Source organism: Spongiactinospora sp. TRM90649 (assembly GCF_029382225.1).
In the GTDB taxonomy this organism is placed as follows: Bacteria; Actinomycetota; Actinomycetes; order Streptosporangiales; family Streptosporangiaceae; genus Spongiactinospora.
On record NZ_JARLTC010000033.1, the window covers coordinates 38,966 to 56,280 of the forward strand.

At 69.4% G+C, this 17,315-nt stretch carries 24 protein-coding genes; 16 read left to right on the forward strand and 8 right to left on the reverse strand.

Going from position 1 to position 17,315, the window contains the following annotated elements:
* Window positions 1–81: 81 nt before the first annotated feature.
* Window positions 82–441, forward strand: coding sequence for a DUF4267 domain-containing protein (locus P3X83_RS32515; RefSeq protein ID WP_277309133.1), 360 nt, complete (start codon window positions 82–84; stop codon window positions 439–441).
* A 21-nt stretch (window positions 442–462) separates the two neighbouring features.
* Here the strand turns inward: P3X83_RS32515 and P3X83_RS32520 are convergent, their stop codons facing one another.
* Together P3X83_RS32520 and P3X83_RS32525 are read right to left on the reverse strand one after the other, a co-directional pair.
* The gene (locus P3X83_RS32520; protein ID WP_277309134.1) at window positions 463–768 is read right to left on the reverse strand and encodes a hypothetical protein; all 306 of its coding nucleotides are present in this window, start codon (window positions 766–768) and stop codon (window positions 463–465) included.
* Window positions 769–964: 196 nt separating this feature from the next.
* Entirely contained in the window at window positions 965–2,107 is a 1,143-nt protein-coding gene (locus tag P3X83_RS32525; protein ID WP_277309258.1) for an epoxide hydrolase family protein, read from the reverse strand.
* A 111-nt stretch (window positions 2,108–2,218) separates the two neighbouring features.
* Here P3X83_RS32525 and P3X83_RS32530 point away from each other — a divergent pair, with 111 nt between their 5' ends.
* The 3 genes from P3X83_RS32530 to P3X83_RS32540 all read left to right on the forward strand — a co-directional run bounded on the left by P3X83_RS32530 (window position 2,219) and on the right by P3X83_RS32540 (window position 4,649).
* Complete coding sequence (locus tag P3X83_RS32530; protein WP_277309135.1) at window positions 2,219–3,202, forward strand: YafY family protein; 984 nt, start codon at window positions 2,219–2,221, stop codon at window positions 3,200–3,202.
* 160 nt (window positions 3,203–3,362) lie between these two features.
* On the forward strand, window positions 3,363–3,572 hold the full coding sequence (locus tag P3X83_RS32535) for a hypothetical protein (protein ID WP_277309136.1): 210 nt from the start codon (window positions 3,363–3,365) through the stop codon (window positions 3,570–3,572).
* Window positions 3,573–3,689: 117 nt separating this feature from the next.
* Window positions 3,690–4,649 (forward strand): hypothetical protein, encoded by a 960-nt coding sequence (locus P3X83_RS32540; protein ID WP_277309137.1) that lies wholly within the window; start codon window positions 3,690–3,692, stop codon window positions 4,647–4,649.
* Between the two features lie 58 nt (window positions 4,650–4,707).
* Here the strand turns inward: P3X83_RS32540 and P3X83_RS32545 are convergent, their stop codons facing one another.
* The gene (locus tag P3X83_RS32545; RefSeq protein WP_277309138.1) at window positions 4,708–5,907 is read right to left on the reverse strand and encodes an MFS transporter; all 1,200 of its coding nucleotides are present in this window, start codon (window positions 5,905–5,907) and stop codon (window positions 4,708–4,710) included.
* Window positions 5,908–6,000: 93 nt separating this feature from the next.
* On the opposite strand from P3X83_RS32545, the gene P3X83_RS32550 reads away from it, so the two are divergent.
* Window positions 6,001–6,903, forward strand: coding sequence for a LysR family transcriptional regulator (locus P3X83_RS32550; protein ID WP_277309139.1), 903 nt, complete (start codon window positions 6,001–6,003; stop codon window positions 6,901–6,903).
* A 44-nt stretch (window positions 6,904–6,947) separates the two neighbouring features.
* On the opposite strand, the gene P3X83_RS32555 is transcribed toward P3X83_RS32550, so the two are convergent.
* Entirely contained in the window at window positions 6,948–7,364 is a 417-nt protein-coding gene (locus P3X83_RS32555; RefSeq protein WP_346742769.1) for a helix-turn-helix domain-containing protein, read from the reverse strand.
* Window positions 7,365–7,452: 88 nt separating this feature from the next.
* On the opposite strand from P3X83_RS32555, the gene P3X83_RS32560 reads away from it, so the two are divergent.
* Window positions 7,453–8,100: an NAD(P)H-binding protein gene (locus P3X83_RS32560; protein WP_277309140.1), complete on the forward strand. Its 648-nt coding sequence runs from the start codon at window positions 7,453–7,455 to the stop codon at window positions 8,098–8,100.
* A gap of 387 nt (window positions 8,101–8,487) precedes the next feature.
* Here the strand turns inward: P3X83_RS32560 and P3X83_RS32565 are convergent, their stop codons facing one another.
* Entirely contained in the window at window positions 8,488–8,823 is a 336-nt protein-coding gene (locus P3X83_RS32565) for a DUF899 family protein (protein WP_277309141.1), read from the reverse strand.
* 74 nt (window positions 8,824–8,897) lie between these two features.
* Between P3X83_RS32565 and P3X83_RS32570 the strand changes: the two genes are divergently transcribed.
* From P3X83_RS32570 to P3X83_RS32580, 3 genes are all read left to right on the forward strand, one after another.
* Window positions 8,898–9,368 carry a helix-turn-helix domain-containing protein gene (locus P3X83_RS32570; protein ID WP_277309142.1) on the forward strand — a complete coding sequence of 157 codons (471 nt, stop codon included), beginning with the start codon at window positions 8,898–8,900 and terminating at the stop codon, window positions 9,366–9,368.
* Window positions 9,369–9,901: 533 nt separating this feature from the next.
* A complete protein-coding gene (locus P3X83_RS32575; protein ID WP_277309143.1) occupies window positions 9,902–10,435 on the forward strand; it encodes a hypothetical protein in 534 nt (177 codons plus the stop codon).
* Between the two features lie 190 nt (window positions 10,436–10,625).
* Window positions 10,626–11,486: an aminoglycoside phosphotransferase family protein gene (locus tag P3X83_RS32580; RefSeq protein WP_277309260.1), complete on the forward strand. Its 861-nt coding sequence runs from the start codon at window positions 10,626–10,628 to the stop codon at window positions 11,484–11,486.
* Between the two features lie 328 nt (window positions 11,487–11,814).
* Here the strand turns inward: P3X83_RS32580 and P3X83_RS32585 are convergent, their stop codons facing one another.
* Complete coding sequence (locus P3X83_RS32585; protein ID WP_277309145.1) at window positions 11,815–12,228, reverse strand: MarR family transcriptional regulator; 414 nt, start codon at window positions 12,226–12,228, stop codon at window positions 11,815–11,817.
* A gap of 54 nt (window positions 12,229–12,282) precedes the next feature.
* On the opposite strand from P3X83_RS32585, the gene P3X83_RS32590 reads away from it, so the two are divergent.
* Window positions 12,283–12,771: a MarR family winged helix-turn-helix transcriptional regulator gene (locus P3X83_RS32590; protein ID WP_277309147.1), complete on the forward strand. Its 489-nt coding sequence runs from the start codon at window positions 12,283–12,285 to the stop codon at window positions 12,769–12,771.
* Window positions 12,772–13,114: 343 nt separating this feature from the next.
* Here the strand turns inward: P3X83_RS32590 and P3X83_RS32595 are convergent, their stop codons facing one another.
* On the reverse strand, window positions 13,115–13,888 hold the full coding sequence (locus tag P3X83_RS32595; RefSeq protein ID WP_277309148.1) for a hypothetical protein: 774 nt from the start codon (window positions 13,886–13,888) through the stop codon (window positions 13,115–13,117).
* A 22-nt stretch (window positions 13,889–13,910) separates the two neighbouring features.
* Here P3X83_RS32595 and P3X83_RS32600 point away from each other — a divergent pair, with 22 nt between their 5' ends.
* The 3 genes from P3X83_RS32600 (at window position 13,911) to P3X83_RS32610 (ending at window position 15,281) form a co-directional block, all read left to right on the forward strand.
* Window positions 13,911–14,330: a hypothetical protein gene (locus tag P3X83_RS32600; protein ID WP_277309149.1), complete on the forward strand. Its 420-nt coding sequence runs from the start codon at window positions 13,911–13,913 to the stop codon at window positions 14,328–14,330.
* 134 nt (window positions 14,331–14,464) lie between these two features.
* Window positions 14,465–14,695, forward strand: coding sequence for a hypothetical protein (locus P3X83_RS32605; protein ID WP_277309150.1), 231 nt, complete (start codon window positions 14,465–14,467; stop codon window positions 14,693–14,695).
* An 88-nt stretch (window positions 14,696–14,783) separates the two neighbouring features.
* Entirely contained in the window at window positions 14,784–15,281 is a 498-nt protein-coding gene (locus P3X83_RS32610; protein ID WP_277309151.1) for a 2'-5' RNA ligase family protein, read from the forward strand.
* A gap of 196 nt (window positions 15,282–15,477) precedes the next feature.
* On the opposite strand, the gene P3X83_RS32615 is transcribed toward P3X83_RS32610, so the two are convergent.
* On the reverse strand, window positions 15,478–15,636 hold the full coding sequence (locus tag P3X83_RS32615) for a hypothetical protein (RefSeq protein WP_277309152.1): 159 nt from the start codon (window positions 15,634–15,636) through the stop codon (window positions 15,478–15,480).
* Between P3X83_RS32615 and P3X83_RS32620 the strand changes: the two genes are divergently transcribed.
* The 3 genes from P3X83_RS32620 to P3X83_RS32630 all read left to right on the forward strand — a co-directional run bounded on the left by P3X83_RS32620 (window position 15,624) and on the right by P3X83_RS32630 (window position 17,000).
* Complete coding sequence (locus tag P3X83_RS32620) at window positions 15,624–15,887, forward strand: hypothetical protein (protein WP_277309153.1); 264 nt, start codon at window positions 15,624–15,626, stop codon at window positions 15,885–15,887. The two genes, P3X83_RS32615 and P3X83_RS32620, sit on opposite strands and share 13 nt — an antisense overlap.
* A gap of 324 nt (window positions 15,888–16,211) precedes the next feature.
* Window positions 16,212–16,517, forward strand: a complete 306-nt coding sequence (locus P3X83_RS32625; RefSeq protein WP_277309154.1) for a hypothetical protein — start codon at window positions 16,212–16,214, stop codon at window positions 16,515–16,517.
* Between the two features lie 6 nt (window positions 16,518–16,523).
* Window positions 16,524–17,000 (forward strand): hypothetical protein, encoded by a 477-nt coding sequence (locus P3X83_RS32630; protein WP_277309155.1) that lies wholly within the window; start codon window positions 16,524–16,526, stop codon window positions 16,998–17,000.
* Window positions 17,001–17,315 lie beyond the last annotated feature (315 nt).

Below are 17,315 nucleotides of genomic sequence, written 5' to 3' on the forward strand. Positions count from 1 at the left end.
CCAGACTCTAGCACCGCTAGACAGTTGAGCATCGCTAGGCTAGCGTCGCTAACACTTCTAGCAACGATCGAAGGAGAAGACATGGTCACCATCGCCACCTGGCTCGCCGGACTGATCGCCATCGGGATCATCCTCATCGGCATCCGCTTCCTGCTGCGGCCGGTCGCGGCGGCGGAGGGCTTCGGGGTTCCCGTGTCCATGAACGCGTACCTGACCGTCAAGGGCGTACGGGACATCACGTGCGGGCTCATCGTGCTCCCGGCCCTCGTGACCGGAGACCAGCACATGCTCGGCTGGCTGATCCTCGCCAGTGTGTTCTCCCCGCTGGGCGACACGGTCATCGTGCTCAGGAACGGGGGACGGCGGGCGGTGGCGTTCGGCGTCCACGGCCTCACCGCCGCGGTGATGGTGGTGATCGCGGCCATCCTCATCCTGGGGTGAGGCGTGCCTGCTGAGCCCCGATCAGCGATCTACGGTTCGTCGAGGACGATGCCGAGCGTCGTCTGGGGGGCGAGGAAGGCGCACAACCGTGCGGCCTCGGGCCTCGGGCAGGTCGTACAGCGTCTGCCCCTCCGGTCCGTGGAACGTCCGCAACGGCAGCCGCTCCGCCTGCCTGAGCAGCTCGTCCCGGTTCACTCCCTGAGTTCCATGGCGGAAGTGCCCGCTGAACTGCGTGGCGTGCAGCGCATGGATCAGCGGGCGCCAGTCCAGGCGGTCGCGCGCGCTGACGATGTGGACGGTGTTGCGCATCAGGGGCAGCCGTACCACCTGACGCCGCTCGGTCAGCGTCGAGATTTCGTCCGCCGCGAAGCCCTGAAGACGGGCCAGAGTCCCACGTACGGGGCGAGCGGCGCCTGGGACTGCATCCCGCCCAGGTGCTCGATCGCCGGTGACGGCGCGCGTTCCAGCAGGCGCCGGCGAGCCGGCGTGGCCCGGTTGAGGCCACGCAGGCTCAGCACATCGGTCACTTCAGTGGTCCGAAGAACGCTCGCAGGTCCGCGGCCAGCTCGGCCGGGGCCTCCATCGCCGGGAAGTGCTTGCCGCGCCGGAACTCGGTCCAGTGCGCGCCGGCCGGCGCGGGGACCAGCTTTCGTACGGTGTCGTCGGCTCCGAAGACCGCGAACCCTTGCGGTACGGCCGACGGCGCGCCCCAGTCCGAGGAGTGCGCCTGCTCGTACAGGGTGTGCGCGGCGCTGGCGCCGGAGCCGGTGAACCAGTACAGGCTGACCGTGGTGAGCAACTGGTCGCGGTCGATCGGCAGGTCGGTCCACTCGTGGAACTTCTCGGCGATCCAGGCGAGCTGCAGCAGCGGTGAGTCGGCCAGGCCGTAGCCGATGGTCTGCGGCCGGCTGTTCTGGATCGCCAGGTACCCGGAGCCTTCCTTCGCGAACTCCTCCATCCGCTCCAGGATCAGCTTGTCGACCGGGTCGTTCTCGTCCAGCCGGTCCGCCATTCCGGGCAGGAAGGTGGCGACGTTCGCGGCGGTCAGCGGATCGGTCACCACGTGCACGCCGATGACCTGCTCGCCGTCGAGGCCCGCGACCATGCCGGACACGCCGGCGCCGATGTCGCCACCGTGCACGCCGTACCGCTCGTAGCCGAGGCGGCGCATCAGCTCGGCCCAGGCGCGCGCGGTGCGGCCCATCGCCCAGCCCGTCCCGCCCAGCGGGGTCGAGAAGGCGTACCCGGGCAGGGACGGGGCGATGACATGGAAGGCCTGACCCTCCGCCGGGTCGACCAGCGGCTCGATCAGGTGCAGGAACTCGGCGACGGAGCTGGGGAAGCCGTGGGTGATCAGCAGCGGCTTGGCGTCCGGCTGATCGGATCTGACGTGCAGGAAGTGGACGCGCTGGCCGTCGATCTCGGTGGTGAACTGCGGGTACCGGTTGAGCCGCGCCTCCTGAGCGCGCCAGTCGTACCGCGTGCGCCAGTACTCGGCGAGTTCCTGCAAATAGGCCGGCGGTACGCCGCGGGCCCACTCCACGCCGGGCGACTCACCGGGCCAGCGGGCCCCGGCGAGCCGGTCGTGCAGGTAGTCGATGTCGGCCTGGGGGATCTCGATGTGGAAGGGCCGGATGCGATCGCTGATGACGCTTCTCCTTGTCAGCGGGGCCGGTACGGCCCGGGGGGGCTTGGCCGGGAGCTCTTGCGCTCACGTGGAGAAGAGTAGGAACAATAGAGGAAAGGTTCGTTCCTAGATTGGCGGCAGGATCGAAGAATGCTGGAAACCTCGGCGCGGCTGCTGCGCCTGCTGTCCCTGTTGCAGGCGCAGCGCGACTGGACCAGTGCCGAGCTCGCCACCCGGCTCGGCGTCACCACCCGGACCATCCGCAATGACATCGGCCGGTTGCGCGGGCTGGGCTATCCGGTCGACGCGCGGCCGGGGGTGGCCGGTGGGTACCGGCTCGGCACGAGCGGTGCTCTACCGCCGCTGCTGCTGGACGACGAGGAGGCGGTGGCGGTCGCCGTCGGGCTGCGCACCGCCGCGAACGGGTCGATCGCGGGCATCGAGGAGACCTCGGTGCGTGCGCTGGCGAAGCTGCAGCAGGTGCTTCCCGCGCGGCTGCGTCACCGGGTGAGTGCCTTCCAGTCGTACGCGCTGCCGATGCCGTCGCGCGGCCCGCAGGTGGATCCGGACGTGCTGACCGTGATCGCGAGCGCGTGCCGGGACCATGAGCGGCTCCGGTTCGACTATCGGGCGCATTCCGGCGCGGTCGGGCGGCGCTCGGTCGAGCCGTACCGTCTGGTCAACGATCGGCGGCGCTGGTACCTGGTGGCCTGGGATCTGGACCGGGACGCCTGGCGCAACTTCCGGGCCGACCGGATCGAGCCGCGGACGCCGACGGGGCCGCGCTTCACGCCCCGCGAGCTACCGCCCGACCACAAGATCACGGCGCAGGTGGCACGCGGGGTCGGCGAGGCGACCTGGCGGTACCGGGCACGGGTGATCGTGCACGCGCCCGCGGCGTACGTGCGGGAACGGCTGCCGATCCCCATCGAGGTGGAGTCCCTGGGCGAAGACCGGTGCGCCTTCGAACCGGGTTCGGACCATCCTGAGATGCTCGCCCTCTACCTGGGGCTGCTGGGCGCCGACTTCACGATCGTGGACTCGCCGGAACTGGTCGACACGCTGCACGACCTGACCCGGCGCTATCAGCGCGCGATCGACGCCAGCCGGCGGCTGGACGTCGCGGAGCCGTAGGAGGGCGAAGTACTCCCGGTGCCGCGACCGGGTCGCCTCGACGTACCGGATCGGGCGGCCGGAGGCCTTGCCCAGTTCGTCCGCCCCCTCGCGGAAGGTCAGCAAGGCGGGCCCGGTGATGTCATAGCCGTGCTCGTGGTGCCCGTCCTGGGCCAGGACGGTGGCCGCCGCGGTGGCGACGTCGCGGGTGTCGGTGAAGCCGACCGCGACCTCGTCGCCGGAGGCGTGCAGCTCGCCGTCCTCCCGCAGCGCCTTGGCGAAGACCCATGTGTTCTCGTCGAAGTTCTGCATGAACCAGTTCGGCCGCAGCATGGTCCAGCGTTTGCCGGAGTTCTGCACGGCCAGTTCCGCCGCCCGGCGTGGGCTGTGATCCGGCTCGTCGCCGACACCTACCGCGGACACGAACACCACGTGCCGCACCGCCGGGGCCGAGGCGAGCAACCTGGCGAAGATCGCGTGGGCGTCTTCGTCGAGGTCGAGGCCCTTGATGACCATCGCGTCCGCGTCGCCGACGGCCGAAGCCCACGTCGACAACCGGCGACCGAAACTGAACTTCCAGCCGCAGTCATTCCTGGTGGCCGGGTTGGTGGCCACCGCTGTCATCGTCGCCGCCATCCTGATCGGCGACGCCCCGACCGTGCTCGCTCCGATCGTGGGCGCCGCCTTCGCCATCCCGGTCTCGCTGGGGATCGGCGCCTTCGTCCGGGCCAGGATCGTGCTGACAACGCATGAAATCGTGCTGCGGGGGATCTTCTTCGAGCGGCGCCGGTCCCGCTCAGACGCCGCGGAGGTGGTGCGGGCGACCCTCACCGCGCCGCGCGGATCGCCCGGCGAGACCCTCTTCGTGCTCGACGCGCACCGCGATCCGCTGATCAGGCTGCCCGTCGGCGGCTACGCGCGCAAGGATGTCGACCGGCTGGTGAGCGCCCTCGGTCTGCCGTGCGGCGGCCCTGATCACGCCGTCGACGCCAACGAACTGGCCAGAACGTACCCGGGCCTGGTGTCGTGGACCGAGCTGCATCCCTACCGGATCGCGTGGCGCTGGCGGCGACCGCGGTCAGCGACCACTATCCAGCGCTGCTGGCCGCCAGGGCGTGGCGGGCGTGTCGGGGCGGTGGTCTTCACCACCGGCGGTGTGATCGCATCGCGGATCGCCACTCGTGCCCCCCTCCGGCACCCCCATCGTCGTCTACTTCGCCGGCACCGGGCTGGGCATCATCCTCAGCCGCGCGACCATCCCGGCACTGGGCGCCCAACGGCGCATCGCCTGGGTCGGCATGGGGCTTGCCGCCGGCCTGGCCACCCTGGTGAGCTGGACGGCCGCAAGCTCCGGCGGGGAGGAACCGGCCGCCACCACCGACGAGCGCGCCTGCGGCCTCTGCGCCGCGTGATCCTGGCCTACCTGCTGTTCGCAACGGGATACATCACGTTGCCGGCGGGTGGCTGACCACCAGCGACGAGATCGCCGCCCACTACGCGAGCACGATGGCCTGAGGCGCGTCCTCTCATGAACCGGTCGTCCCGCTCCTGCCCGAGATGGCGGCGACGGCCGCGCCGACCAGGGCGAGCGCCGCTGCCACCCACATCACCGCGGAGATCGACACGCCGTCCACGACCCGGCCGCCGGCGAACGAGCCGAGCGCGATGGAGACGTTGAAGGCGCCGACGAACAGTGCCGTGCCCATTTCGCCGCCGCCCGACCGCATGATCCAGAGTTGCAGGGTCACCCCCACGCCGCCGTAGCCCAGGCCCCACACCACGAGCATGAACAGGGGCAGACCGATCAGGGGCAGCGCCGCCGTGGAGAGCGCCATGAGCACGGCCAGCGTGACCAGGACCGGCTTGGGGTTCCGGCCCGCCCATGCCCCTGCCGCGAAGTTGCCGACCACGCCCGCGGCGCCGTACATGAGGAGGGCGGTGCTGACGAGGGCGGGACCAGCGTGCGAGACCTGCTCCAGGAACGGCCGGACGTAGGTGTAGGCCGCGAAGTGGCCGGACACGATCAGGCCGGTCAGGAGGAGGACGACCTTGAGTGGGCCGGAGATCCACGCGAGCCGCCCCCGCGACGCCCGGGCCGGGGCCTCGCGGGGCGACGGCTCGGACGCCCGGGCCCGGGATTCGCCCGGTAGCGACGGCAGGGTCGCGGCCAGCAGCGCGAGCAGGGCCAGGGCCAGCACCCCCATGGCGACGAACGCGGTCCGCCACCCCGCGAACGACGAGATGAACGTCGCCAGGGGCACCCCCACCACCGACGCCACCGACACCCCCGCCAAGATGATCGACGTGGCCCGCCCGACGGACCCTTCGGGCACCAGCCGCAGGCCGAGGCCGGCCGCGAACGCCCAGAACCCGCCGATGCTCACCCCGGTCAGCACCCGAGCGGCCAGCATGACGGGGTAGTTCGGCGCGAACGCGCCCACCAGGTTGGCCGCCGCCAGCAGCGCCATCAGCCCCAGCAGCGTGGCGCGCCGGTCGAGCCGCCGGGTGGTGATCACCAGCACGGGCGCGGAGACGGCGGCGATCAGTCCGGGCGCCGACATCATCAGCCCGGCCGTCCCGTCGGAGACGCCGAAGGTGGCGGCGATCGAGGTGAGCAGGCCAACGGGCAGCATCTCGCTGGTCACGATGGTGAAGGTGCCCACCGCCACCGAGGACACGGCGAGCCAGCGGGCCTGCGCGGCGGTGGAGACATCGGTCATGGTCATGCCAGCCAGCCTTCTGCAGGTCATCGGCGGGAACAACGACGAAGATCGAAGGCTTGGTTTAGGTGGACTAAGCGATCAGGTGGAGGTGCGGAGATGGAGTTCAGGGAGCTGGAGTGCTTCGTCGTGCTCAGCGAGGAACTGCACTTCGCGCGTACGGCCGAGCGCCTCTACCTGTCACCTGGCCGGGTGAGCCAGCTCATGCGCTCGCTGGAGACCAGGATCGGTGGCCGTCTCTTCCACAGGACCAGCAGGCGCGTGCGCCTCACGTCCCTGGGCGAACGCTTCCTGGCCGACCTGCGCCCCTCCTACGACGGCCTCGCGAACGCGGTCAGCCGGGCCAAGGCTGCCGCCCGCGAGGTGACGGGTACGATCAGGCTCGGCTTCCTGGCCACGCCCACGGACGTCGTCACCGGCAGTGTGCGCGCCTTCGAGCGCCGATACCCGGGGTGTGAGGCGGAGCTGGTGGAGATCCCGCTCTCCGACCCCTTCGGCAAGCTGCGGGCCGGGCAGGTGGACATCGCGTTCACACTGCTACCGGTGGACGAGCCCGATCTGGCGACGGGGGAGGGGCTGAACCGGGTCTCGTACCGGCTCGGCGTCTCCTCGCGCCATCCGCTGGCCGCCCGTGCGAGCATCGACGTGGAGGAACTGGCCGGCGTGTCCCTGATCGGCCTGAACGGCCCGGCGCCGCGCACCTGGCGCGAGCATGTGGCACCGTCCGCGACCCCTTCCGGCCGTCCCATACCCCTGGCCGGTACGGTGGCCACCAGCCAGGAGGGCCTGACCCAGGTGGCTCTCAACCGGGGCGCCATGTTGTTCTGCACCCCCACGGCGGCTCACCATGGGCGCCCGGACGTCAGCTTCGTCCCCGTCACGGGGCTGCCTCCCTCGGTCCTCGGCCTGGCTTGGGTGAAGGAGGCGGAGACGGCGGCGATCCGGGCGTTCAACGAGGCGGCCGTCGAGTACGCGCTCGGCGTCGCGGCCCTGGTGGCGTAGTGGCCCGGGCTTCCTGAGAGCGGCAGTGCGCCGTCGTCGCAGCGTCACATGTCGCGGTCCGTGGGGTCAGTGGGAGGTTGCTCCGCGTGATCGTAGGCCTCCTGCGACGCCGACACCTCGCCGAGGTGCGCGATCGCCCATTCCTCCAGCGCGCGCAACGGTTCGCGCAGAGTGCGGCCCGCTTCGGTCAGCGCGTACTCGACACGGACCGGAACCTCGGGGTGCACGGTACGGCGTACGAGTCCGTCCCGTTCCAGCCCGCGGAGAGTTTGGGTGAGCATCTTCTGTGAGATGCCCTCAATGCGTCGGCGCAGCTCCGAGAACCGGACACTGCCGTTCGACAGGGCGCCCACGATGAGCACCGTCCAACGGTCACCGATGCGATCCAGGATTTGGCGGGTCGGACAGTCCGCACGATAGGAGCTGCCGCGGAGCACCGACTCGGCCGGGGTGGTTACCACAAAGTGCCTTCTTCCGAATAGAGAGCTGCGCTCCTACGGTAACCAGAGGGCGTCGCTCGACGCCATCCGTCCCGGAGAAAGGCACCTCGTGTCCCGTATCACCGTCATCGGCGGCACCGGCTACACCGGTTCGGCCATCGTCGCGGAGGCCGCCGCTCGCGGCCACCAGGTCACGGCGCTGAGCCGCTCGCTCCCCGGCACGCCGACCCCGAACGTGGACTATGTCCAGGGCGACGCCACCGACGAAGCGACCCTCTCAGCGGCCATGGAAGGCGCGGATGTCGTCGTGGCCGCACTCTCGCCACGCGGGCCGCTGGCCGACACCTTCCGCGACGTCTACCGCACCGTCGCCCGTCTGGCCGATGCCGCAGGCCAATCCCTGTACGTCGTCGGCGGCTACTCCTCGCTGCGCCCCGCCCCCGGGGAGGACCGCTTCGTCACCGACCTCGGCCACATCCCGGCAGAGCACCAAGGCGAACCCCGTACTGTGGCCGCGCTCGTCATCGAGGACCTCCCGGCCACGCCCCCGACGCTCGACTGGGTGTTCGTGAGCCCGGCGCTCAGGTTCGGCTCCCATACGCCTGGCGAGCGACTCGGTCGCTACCGGCTCGGCGACGAAGTAGCGGTTCAGCCACAGGACGGCGGCGAGATCTCCGCCGCGGACTACGCCCTCGGGTTCGTCGACCTGATCGAGAAGGGCGACCACCACAGGACACAGGTCAACCTGGGCCACTAGGCAGCCCCGATCGCGGCGGCAGATGGTCCGCCGTGATCTGGGGAAGGGCGGGGTTCAGACGGCGGGAGTGGCCTTCTCCTCGTCGCGGGGGAAGAAGGGCAGCTCGATGTGAACGCGGTCGGCGGCGGCGAGAATCTTCTCCGCGTCGTCGACCAGCGGGTGGACCGCCTGGTTGATCGGGCTCCCGTCCTTCCCGGATCAGTATTCGGCGGCCGATTCCAGGGGGCCGATCTCACCTCGACCGCGCCGATAAAGCGCCGTACCTCGGGTTTCGCGCCTGCACGACCGCGGACACGACGAAGGTGACGGTGCGGCTGCCCGAGAACGTCGCGCACGCCGTACGACGGCGCTGTCGTGGATGTTCGCAGGGTGTCGGCGATGTTCGTCTTATGTCTCAGACGTCGGGCATGGATGCCGCATCGATGTCCTGCTGCAGCAGTTCGCTGTGAATCGCGACGGCGACGCCGCTCGCGTCGCCCGCCGCGCCGATCGCCAGAAGGGCGGGGACGGCGGTCGTGCCCGCTGCCCATACACCGGGGACGCTGGTCCGTCCCGCCTGGTCCGTCGCGACTGCGCCGTCGGACAGCTGGCGGCAGCCGAGCCGCTGAGCGAGGTCCGACTGCTGGTGTAGATCAGCAGCTGGCTTCGGCCTTCGAACAGGTCGAGCAGGCTCATCTCGCCGTCCGGGCCTTCGAACGTGTACGGCTTGTCCACCTGGACCATCGGCAACCGACGGCGGTCGGCATTGACCCGGTCACGGGCCCGGGTGAACTCCTTCTCCTCCGATCAACCTGTCGTTGGAGATCTTCGGCGACCGGTGGACCTTGCTGGTCCTCCGCGACGTGATCTATACCGGCGCCCGGCACTTTCGTGAACTGCTCACCGGCCCCGAGCGGATCTCCTCCAACCTCCTCGCCGACCGGCTCGCCATGCTCGTTCAGCACGGTCTGCTCACCAAGGCCGAGGATCCCTCGCACAAGCAGAAGGTCATCTACAGCCTGACCGAGTCGGCGATCCAACTGGTGCCCGTCTTCGCCCAGCTCAGCGCTTGGGGAACCCGATACCTCCCGGTGGCCGCGGCGTACGCCGCCCGCGGAGAGGTACTCGCCGCTGGCGGCCCACCGGCCCTGGCGGCGTTCATGGACGAACTCCGTGAAACCCACCTCGGACCTGAGGCCCGCCAGCGACCGGCACCGAGCGGCCCCACCATCGCCGCACAAATGCAGGCGGCTTACGAAGTCGCACTCGACCGCACACCCGGCACCTAAGGAACATCGGCGTCAGGGTGGCCTCGACTGCCAGCACAAGCCGACACGGGGCCACGACCGCCCGCCGCGGGCCGCGCCACGGTTCCGTCGGCGGAGCCGACCATGTGCGGGCACGGATCGAACAGGATCGGGCGTACGTACTCGCGTTGCGGGACGGTCAAGTCTCCGCCGACCCACGGGTCGGTCCATCGGCCAAGCCTGGCTGGGAGTGGGTGAGCGACGCGCACGAAGGGCAACTCCAACGCCTCGCCCAGAGAAGCGGGGGCGACGGGACGCCCCGCTAGCGATCGGTGTGCGCCACGGCCGGTTCGCGAGGCGCCGGTCGGGATCCGGGGCAGCGGGGGAGTGCGACGGGGCCGGATGCGCACACCATCCGACCGTCGTCGTGACCTGCAGCGAGGTCCACACACCCTGTACGGACTTGTACGGATACTTCAGCCAGGGCTTCACCGGCCGGGGCGTCGTCGTCAGCGTGGTTTCGGCAATGACCCATCGCGGAGCGCGCATCTCCGCACGAGCAGAGGGGAACCCCGTTGTCCCGACTCATCAAGGCCGCGTTCATCGCGGTGGCGCTGACCGGCGCTTTCGCCCTGACGGCCACCGTCGCCAATGCCCTGCCCAGCTCGATGACCGGCACCCACACCAGCACGCAGTACTTCACCGGGGAAACCGACCCTTGGACCGCCCAGACGTACGGGTCCTGGGGCAACATCCCGACGGCAGTGGTCACCGTCAACGTGCCCGCGGGAACGACACGATTCGTCGACGCCCGCTTCACCGCCGAGTCCCTGTGCGCCGGCACCGCCAGTGCGTGGTGCTCCGTGCGCATCGTCGTGGTCAACTCAGCGGGGACGATCACTGAGCTGCAGCCCGTCACGAGTACGGACTACCGGTTCGACAGCCCTGGTGGCGCTGAGGAAGCACACGCCCTTGAGCGCTTCTCCGCCCCTCTGGGGGCCGGAACCTACACCGTACGGGTGCAGGCTCTGCGCATGACCGGGATCACCCAGTTCATCCTGGACGACTACGCGTTCACGGTCGGCCTCGTCGAGCGCCCCGTGGCGTGACGACAATTCCAGATCATCCCGGGTCCCTGCGGAAACCTCCGCAGGGACCCGTTGATCATGAGAAGTGCCATCGCCGGAGGTGTACTCGTGTAGCGCTCTGTGACCGTTCCCCGTATCGACGGCACGGCGATCACGTGCCGCGATGGTCGGCGCCGCCCTCGCTCATCTATGCCAAGATTCGACGGTGGAGATGACCGGCATCACGCGCGCGATCGCGGCTGCGACCTCGGTCGCCGCATCGCTCGACCTGCCGGCCAACGACGCGATCGTTCTCCACAACTCGAACAGGCTGGCGCTGCGGCTGACGCCGTGCGACGTCCTTGCCCGGGTCGCCCCTGCGGGGCATGAGGTCGCACAGTTCGAAGTCGAGCTCGCTCAACGGCTCGCCCAGGCCGGGTGCCCGACGGGCCTCTTGGAACCTCGGGTGGACCCACGCGTGTACACGCGCGATGGCTTCACGGTGACGCTGTGGACTTACTACGAACCCGCGACACCTCACACCTCACCGGTCGACTACGCAAAGGCGCTGGAGCGGCTACACGTCGGCATGCGCAAGGTCGACGTGCCGAGCCCGCGGTTCACCGATCGGATCGCGGAGGCGGAAGCCGTCGTCGCCAACCCGGATCTCTCGCCAGAGCTCGCCGACGCGGACCGCGCGTTCCTCGGTAGCAGACTGGCAAGCCTGCGACGGGCGATCGAGGACCGCGGCGCCGCGGAGCAGCTGCTCCACGGCGAGCCGCATCCAGGCAATCTGCTCGGCACGAAGCACGGCCCGTTGTTCATCGACCTTGAGACGTGCTGCCGTGGTCCCGTCGAGTTCGATCTCGCCCATGTCGCCGGGGCGGTCTGCGAGCACTATCCGAACGTTGACCAAGGACTGTTGGACGACTGCCGGCAGCTCGTTCTCGCGATGGTCGCGGCCTGGCGTTGGGAACGTGGCGACCAGCTTCCAAACGGGAGGCGATTCGGAGAGGAATTCGTGCGCTCGCTGCGCGAGGGTCCTCCTTGGCCGACCCTCGACGCGGTCACCAGGCGGCTGGACGGTCTGTAGAGATCGCCGAAGGCCACTTGAAGGCGGTAAGGAACGAAGCGACGAGCACAGTCGCCGTCGCGACCCCCATACGCGCCAGCCACGCTGAACCATGGCGCTGGGGCCGTCCACGCGTCAGTCCGACGGGAGTCACGCGGATCCCTGACGTGCGCTCGCTGGTGATCCCCATGACGGCGGTCCGGCCAAGAACGAGATCAGTCTGCCCTGGTCTTCGCGATAACGGATTCCTTTCAGGGGAGTCAGCCGCGCGGGGGATCGTTTCGAGCACCCGGCAGGCCGGCCCGGGTCGAGCGAGCTGGGGCTTCTGGCGAGCGCAGTGAAGCTGGTGTCACGAGCGGGCCAGGTCCGTTTCGACGTTCCCCGCCATCACCGAAAGGATCCGTATGGTCTCGGCGTACTGGTCAAGCGTCAGCCCGCCCAGTACGGTCGCCCGGCTCACCTCCACGCGCTTGCTCGCCTCAAGGTGGGTGACGCGACCCGCCTCGGTGAGCGTGACGACGCCCTCGCCGGTCGAGGCCGCCCAGCCGCGCGCGGTCAACCCCTCCAACGGGTCCGGCCCGCCGTCCGTGGAGAAGTGGGTCAGCGCGGTGGCGAGCTCCTCACGCGTGGTGTCGCCACGGCTCAGAAAGTTGAGCGCCTGCCATTGACGTCGGCTGAGGCCGAGATCGGCGAGAGAGCGGGCGAACTGCTCCTCCAGCAGGTCGTGCAGGTGCATGAGCCAGTAGCCCAAAGGCTTGTCCATGAGATCTCCATGTAAGATGACATGTGGTTGTCTAATACTATGTATGGGGGTTCGGTGACCGGCAAATCGGACGGCTACGTGGCCGAGATCGAGGCCGCCGTCGTCGGCATCCGCCGCAGCCAGCGCCGCCGTACGCTGGCCCGGCTGTCCGAACGGCGTGGCGAACCGGCCGGGCGGCACGCGGGACTGCCCGACGCCGTCTACGAGCTGCTCGACGTGATCGAGGCCGCCGAGGCGAACGGCGACGCGCTCACGGTCACCGACGCCGCGGCCATCCTGGACGTGGACCAGCCGCGCTCCAGCAGACTCGCCGGGCAAGCCCTCCAGGCAGGGCTGCTACGGCGCGAGGCCGACCAGCTTGACGGCCGTCGCTCGCTGCTCGCGCTGACGACGGACGGCCGCGCCGTGCTCGCCCGGATCAGGGACTTCCGCCGCGCCGTCATCGCCGAGGCCACCGCGGAGTGGACCGAGGAGGACCGGGCCACGTTCGCCCGCCTGCTCAGCCGGTTCGTCCGGGACTTCGCCACGTGCACCCGCTCGTAACAGGCCACCCACTTACCCGGGGAACGCCATTCGTAGGGTTCAGCAACTCTCTCCGAGAAGTGGCCGCAGTGCGTGTTGGGGTTGGCCGTGCGCGGCGTGGCGAGGAAGGCGTCGGCGGCCACGGCGAGGCTGACGCCTCACCGCGCACGGCGGGGATCTTCGGTGCGGCGCCCATGCCGGCCGCCGCAAGGAAAGCGCCGACGAGACCCGCACGGTCGCCAAGACCACCATCCACCGACTGCTGTCATGCCGCGACACCGGCCTCCAACTTCACCCGCTATCGGCCTGCCAGGATCGGGGAACGGAGCCGACCTGCCGAAGGGCGGTGAGGTCGCCGCGATCGTCAGGGCGTCGGATCGGCTCCCGGACGTTCGGGACCGGCGGGGAGCCGGACGACGGCCGACCAGGCCTGCCCCTCGCCGAACCGCCACGCGGCGATCGCCGGATGCGGGGGAATGCCGTATCCGGGGTTCTCGTCCTCGAGGTAGAGGGCGCCGTAGCCCCTGGCGGTGTCGTTTTCCCTGCACAGGTTCATCAGGTGGTCCCGCAGCCCCGGATGCTCGATGGCGGCCAGGCGGCTTCTCCAACGATCTTCGACCCCGTACTCGGGTTCCAGCGGCATCAGGTGTTCGGGACCGCGCATGGTTCCCGTGATGACGCGCATCGCGTCCAGCAGCGATCCGTCACTGTGCACGCGGAAGGCGACCAGGGGAAACGCCTCCGACAGATCACTGGTCTTCATGCCGCGCTCGACGAGGATCCGGCCCAGCTCCACGCCCGGCAATCCGGACTCCAGCCCGTTCACACCGTGCACCGCGTCCTCGCTATAGAAGATCGAGTTGCCCAGGTCGATGGCCCATTGCGGAGCTATGAGGTCCCAGCCTTCGAAGAGTTCGCCCAGGATGGGCACGCTGGAGAACGGCGCACTGACGATCTCGCCGCGCGCCAGCGGGGCGACGTCGAAGTCCTCGTCGAACAGCTCGAGCGACAGGTCAGAGCAGGAGTAGTACGTGGCGTACATCGCGTCCGCGTCGAAGTCCTCCAGCGGCTTGCCGAGGAGGATCGCGAAGGCTTGGGCCAGGGCGTCGTCCCAGGCGTTCTGCACCAAGGCGGTCATCGTGCTCCCTTCACATGATCGGGTGCCGAGCATCGTAGAGATCGGCTCCGACAACGCGGCCCACATCGGCGCTTCCCCGCCTCCGCCCGCGCGGCCGCTCACCGCGCCGAGACCGTGGAGGCACGCTGGCATCACGAGCGGCACGAAGCCTTGCACCCCGGCGATGCCTACCCGGGCATCGTGGTTTCAGGGATGGAACCTGGAAGAAGCCGATGTCGACGCCCAGATCATGCCCGCAGGCCTGGACGACCTGCATTCGAAGCGGCTGGCGCACCGGCACTTGCCCGGCTTTGGGCTGCTGGCTGATCGAACCCTCGTCTACTGGCCGTTCAATCCGCCCATCGTGGACCTCTTCGACCCAGAACTGAAGGACGTGGAGATCAGCAGGGAGCGATTCGAGGCGGCCTGGCACCGCGCCCGAAGGGACAACCGTGACCTCTGAACACCCGACCTCCCCTCCGGAAGGACATCGATACAGCGCGGCCGATATCACCGTGCTCGAGTCCGACGCCGTCGTCCTCAAGTGGCCGGGAATGTACTTCGGGGCAGGACTGGACGACCCCAGGCTGCCGGCCCTTGTTGCTGTCAGCCGCGGCTCAGCATGCACTGCACCCGGCGACGCGAGTCGCCGAAGACCACTCGCTGATCTCAGAGATCGTCGTCTTCGGCGACTTGTGTTTCAACGTGACGATCAACCAGCAGCACACTTGGTCGGACTCCCCGCCCCTCGGCTACCGCGACGCAGGCCCCGTCAACCTCGTAATCCCGTCATCCCACCGCCCGCAGGGCGTGATCACGATCCTCTGATTCAGTGGCCGGGACCATCGACGACCTGGGAACCTGAGCCATGCCACCCACAGAGCCAAGCAGGTATCGAGTCGGCGAAACCGCACTGGTGGCCAAAATCCCCGAAGCAGAACCACTGGTCGGCCAGTGGCGCTCTCGGTTGGATCCTGGCGCGGCTGACGGCGTTCCGGCACATGTGACGATCCTCTATCCGTTCCTCGATCACGACCGCCTCGATGAGGTCGTGCTGAGCCGGCTCAGCACACTCATCGCCACCTACCCGGCGTTCAACGTCCGGTTTTCAGGATGCGGCCGGTTTCCCGGCGTGCTCTATCTCGCGCCATCCCCCAGCCGGCCGTTCCAAGAGCTGACCGAAGCGGTCGCCGGACAATGGCCCGAGACCCAACCTTACGGCGGCCGGTTCGCCGAGATCATCCCTCATCTCACCGTCGCCGACCAGCAAGAACCGCAGCTCCTCGACCACGTCGAAACCGAGCTGACGACCAAGCTGCCCCTGGCCGCCCAGATCCGCGAAATCCACCTGTTGGTCAGTGACGGCAGCCGCTGGCGCGAAGACAGAGCCTTCGAGCTTCAACGCCTCAACTGACCATGGCACTGCCGTCCTGCCGGAGCCGGGAGGGCCCAACGGCGCCGACTGCGACTCCGTGAGGATCAGATAGGTGACCCATCACAACAGCGGCAGTTGACGCCACACACAGCGCAGGCCTCGTGCGAACACGATCCGATGAGCAAGTTTGCCGGCGCTCACGGCCAAGTCCCGCCACAGGGAGCCCGAGAATCCGCTACTTCCACCCCTCACCAGAGGTGATCGCGGAGGTGACCGCCTTGCTCGCGCCGGGAGACCCGTCGCGTCGTCGTCGGGCTGCGCGGATCTCGGAGTCGGCGACCTCGTCGGCGAGCAGGATGTACAGCTGGGTGGTGTGGAGGCGTGGCCGAGCCACCGGCGGACGACCTCGATGGGGACGCCGACGTTCATGAGTTCGGTGGCGTGGGCGTGCCGCAGCCGGTGAATGTCGATCTCGCCCCCGGCGGCTTCGCAGTAGCCCTCCCAGCGGTGGTGGGCGGCGTCGTAGGACAGGGGCCCGCCGGACCTGCGGACGTGCTCATCGTCCTGACGGAGGTCGACGTCGTCGAGGTCCGGTGCGCAGGCTTCGGCGGCGCGGGCTCCGCACACGTAGATCGTCTCGAATAGGACCCGGTCGCGGAGCCGGTCGAGCGGCACGTCCGTGCGCGACCGGCGGCTGCGGATCGAGTTGAGACTTTGGTGACGTCGGCGGTCGCGGCGGGACGGAGCGTCTTGGCCACGTTGATGGTTTCACCGATCCGGGCGATGGCACGGCCAAGCCCAGGAAGGTCATCGGGCTGCACACCAGCGCCGGGGCCGAGACCCTGGTCAAACTCACAGTCGATGTGGAGGGCGCGGAGCCGGGGATCGTGTCCACAACTGTCCCATCGGCTTCACCCCGACACCGTCGCCACCGCTTTCGACCAGATGCGCGGCGGGAGCGGCCACGCCATGCGCCACCTGATCGACGACGACCTCATCCCGAACAAGGGCAGCGTCGCCGCCAAGCGGCAGGTGTCCGAGGAGCTGCTGACACCGGTCCTGACCAACCCCACCAAGACGTTCTCCTGGAAACTGGGCGACACCAAGACGCGGGCGTTCGCTGGCATGGTCCGGGGCAAGATGGTCGTGGTCTTCGTCGCAATGGAGGGGCCGTACAGGGCAAGGTCATCTCGGCCCTGGTGCCGACGGCCGCGAACATGCAGAAGTGGGGCCTATAGGAGTGGGTTCCGCGGAAGTGGAGACGGCAGAACGTGAGTAACCGTGAGTGACATCGTCGAGGCGCTGATGTGGGACGGCGTGCGCTGCATGATCAGCGTCTTCGCCGCCCACACCGGCGACGAGACGCCCTCGGTCGACTTCCGCGCCGACGCCACCGCGCCGACGCGGGTGAGGGTCTTCGAGCTGGTGGCCGAGGAGGGCCGGCGGCCGGAGCGGCGGGTGGCCGAGTACGACCTGACCTTCGACGAGGTGCCGCCCGGGCTGGCCGGCTACCTGCGGGTCTGCCTGCTGCGGGCCTGTTCGGCGGAGACGAGCGTGGTGGCCTGGCTGGGGTTCGAGGGGTCGTTCCACTTCGACCATCTGCTGACTGAGGACGTGGCGCATCAGATCTACGGGGTGTGTGCCGGGAGCGGTCCGCCCAAGCTCGCCCTGGAGGCCGAGGAGCGGCGCGGTGATCGGTGGCGGGAGGTGCTGCGGCGACACGCGGACGCTCACCTGACGCGGCGAGGTGAACAGTGACAGGTCTATGGAGTCGGCGAGGGCCTGGTAGCCCGCGTCGTTGCCGTGCCGGTGGTGGCCGCCCCTGATCCGGGTGGGGCGGGCCGGGTCGCGCCAGGTGGCGTCGAAGTCCAGTACGGCCTCGAAGGCGTCGCCGGTGCGGGTCCAGTTGCCCTGGTTGGAGACGTAGCGGGTGGCCGTGCCGAGCCCGGCGAGGCGTTCGGCCAGGAGCTGCGGCCGCCCGTGGCCGGTGTCCGGGGTCGAGCCGGCGCCGTCGGTACGGCAGCCGCCCATCGTGACGACGGCGTCGCCGGGGATCGTCCAGCCGGTGCCCAG

What these genes read in the sequence shown, in the direction of transcription:
- P3X83_RS32565 (WP_277309141.1), bottom strand. Translation starts at nt 8,823, where the DNA reads ATGGTCCAGGTGGACAAGCCGTACACGTTCGAAGGCCCGGACGGCGAG.
- P3X83_RS32550 (WP_277309139.1), top strand. Translation starts at nt 6,001, where the DNA reads ATGGAGTTCAGGGAGCTGGAGTGCTTCGTCGTGCTCAGCGAGGAACTG.
- P3X83_RS32625 (WP_277309154.1), top strand. Translation starts at nt 16,212, where the DNA reads ATGCGCCACCTGATCGACGACGACCTCATCCCGAACAAGGGCAGCGTC.
- P3X83_RS32595 (WP_277309148.1), bottom strand. Translation starts at nt 13,888, where the DNA reads ATGACCGCCTTGGTGCAGAACGCCTGGGACGACGCCCTGGCCCAAGCC.
- P3X83_RS32530 (WP_277309135.1), top strand. Translation starts at nt 2,219, where the DNA reads ATGCTGGAAACCTCGGCGCGGCTGCTGCGCCTGCTGTCCCTGTTGCAG.
- P3X83_RS32585 (WP_277309145.1), bottom strand. Translation starts at nt 12,228, where the DNA reads ATGGACAAGCCTTTGGGCTACTGGCTCATGCACCTGCACGACCTGCTG.
- P3X83_RS32580 (WP_277309260.1), top strand. Translation starts at nt 10,626, where the DNA reads ATGACCGGCATCACGCGCGCGATCGCGGCTGCGACCTCGGTCGCCGCA.
- P3X83_RS32540 (WP_277309137.1), top strand. Translation starts at nt 3,690, where the DNA reads ATGACCATCGCGTCCGCGTCGCCGACGGCCGAAGCCCACGTCGACAAC.
- P3X83_RS32545 (WP_277309138.1), bottom strand. Translation starts at nt 5,907, where the DNA reads ATGACCATGACCGATGTCTCCACCGCCGCGCAGGCCCGCTGGCTCGCC.
- P3X83_RS32515 (WP_277309133.1), top strand. Translation starts at nt 82, where the DNA reads ATGGTCACCATCGCCACCTGGCTCGCCGGACTGATCGCCATCGGGATC.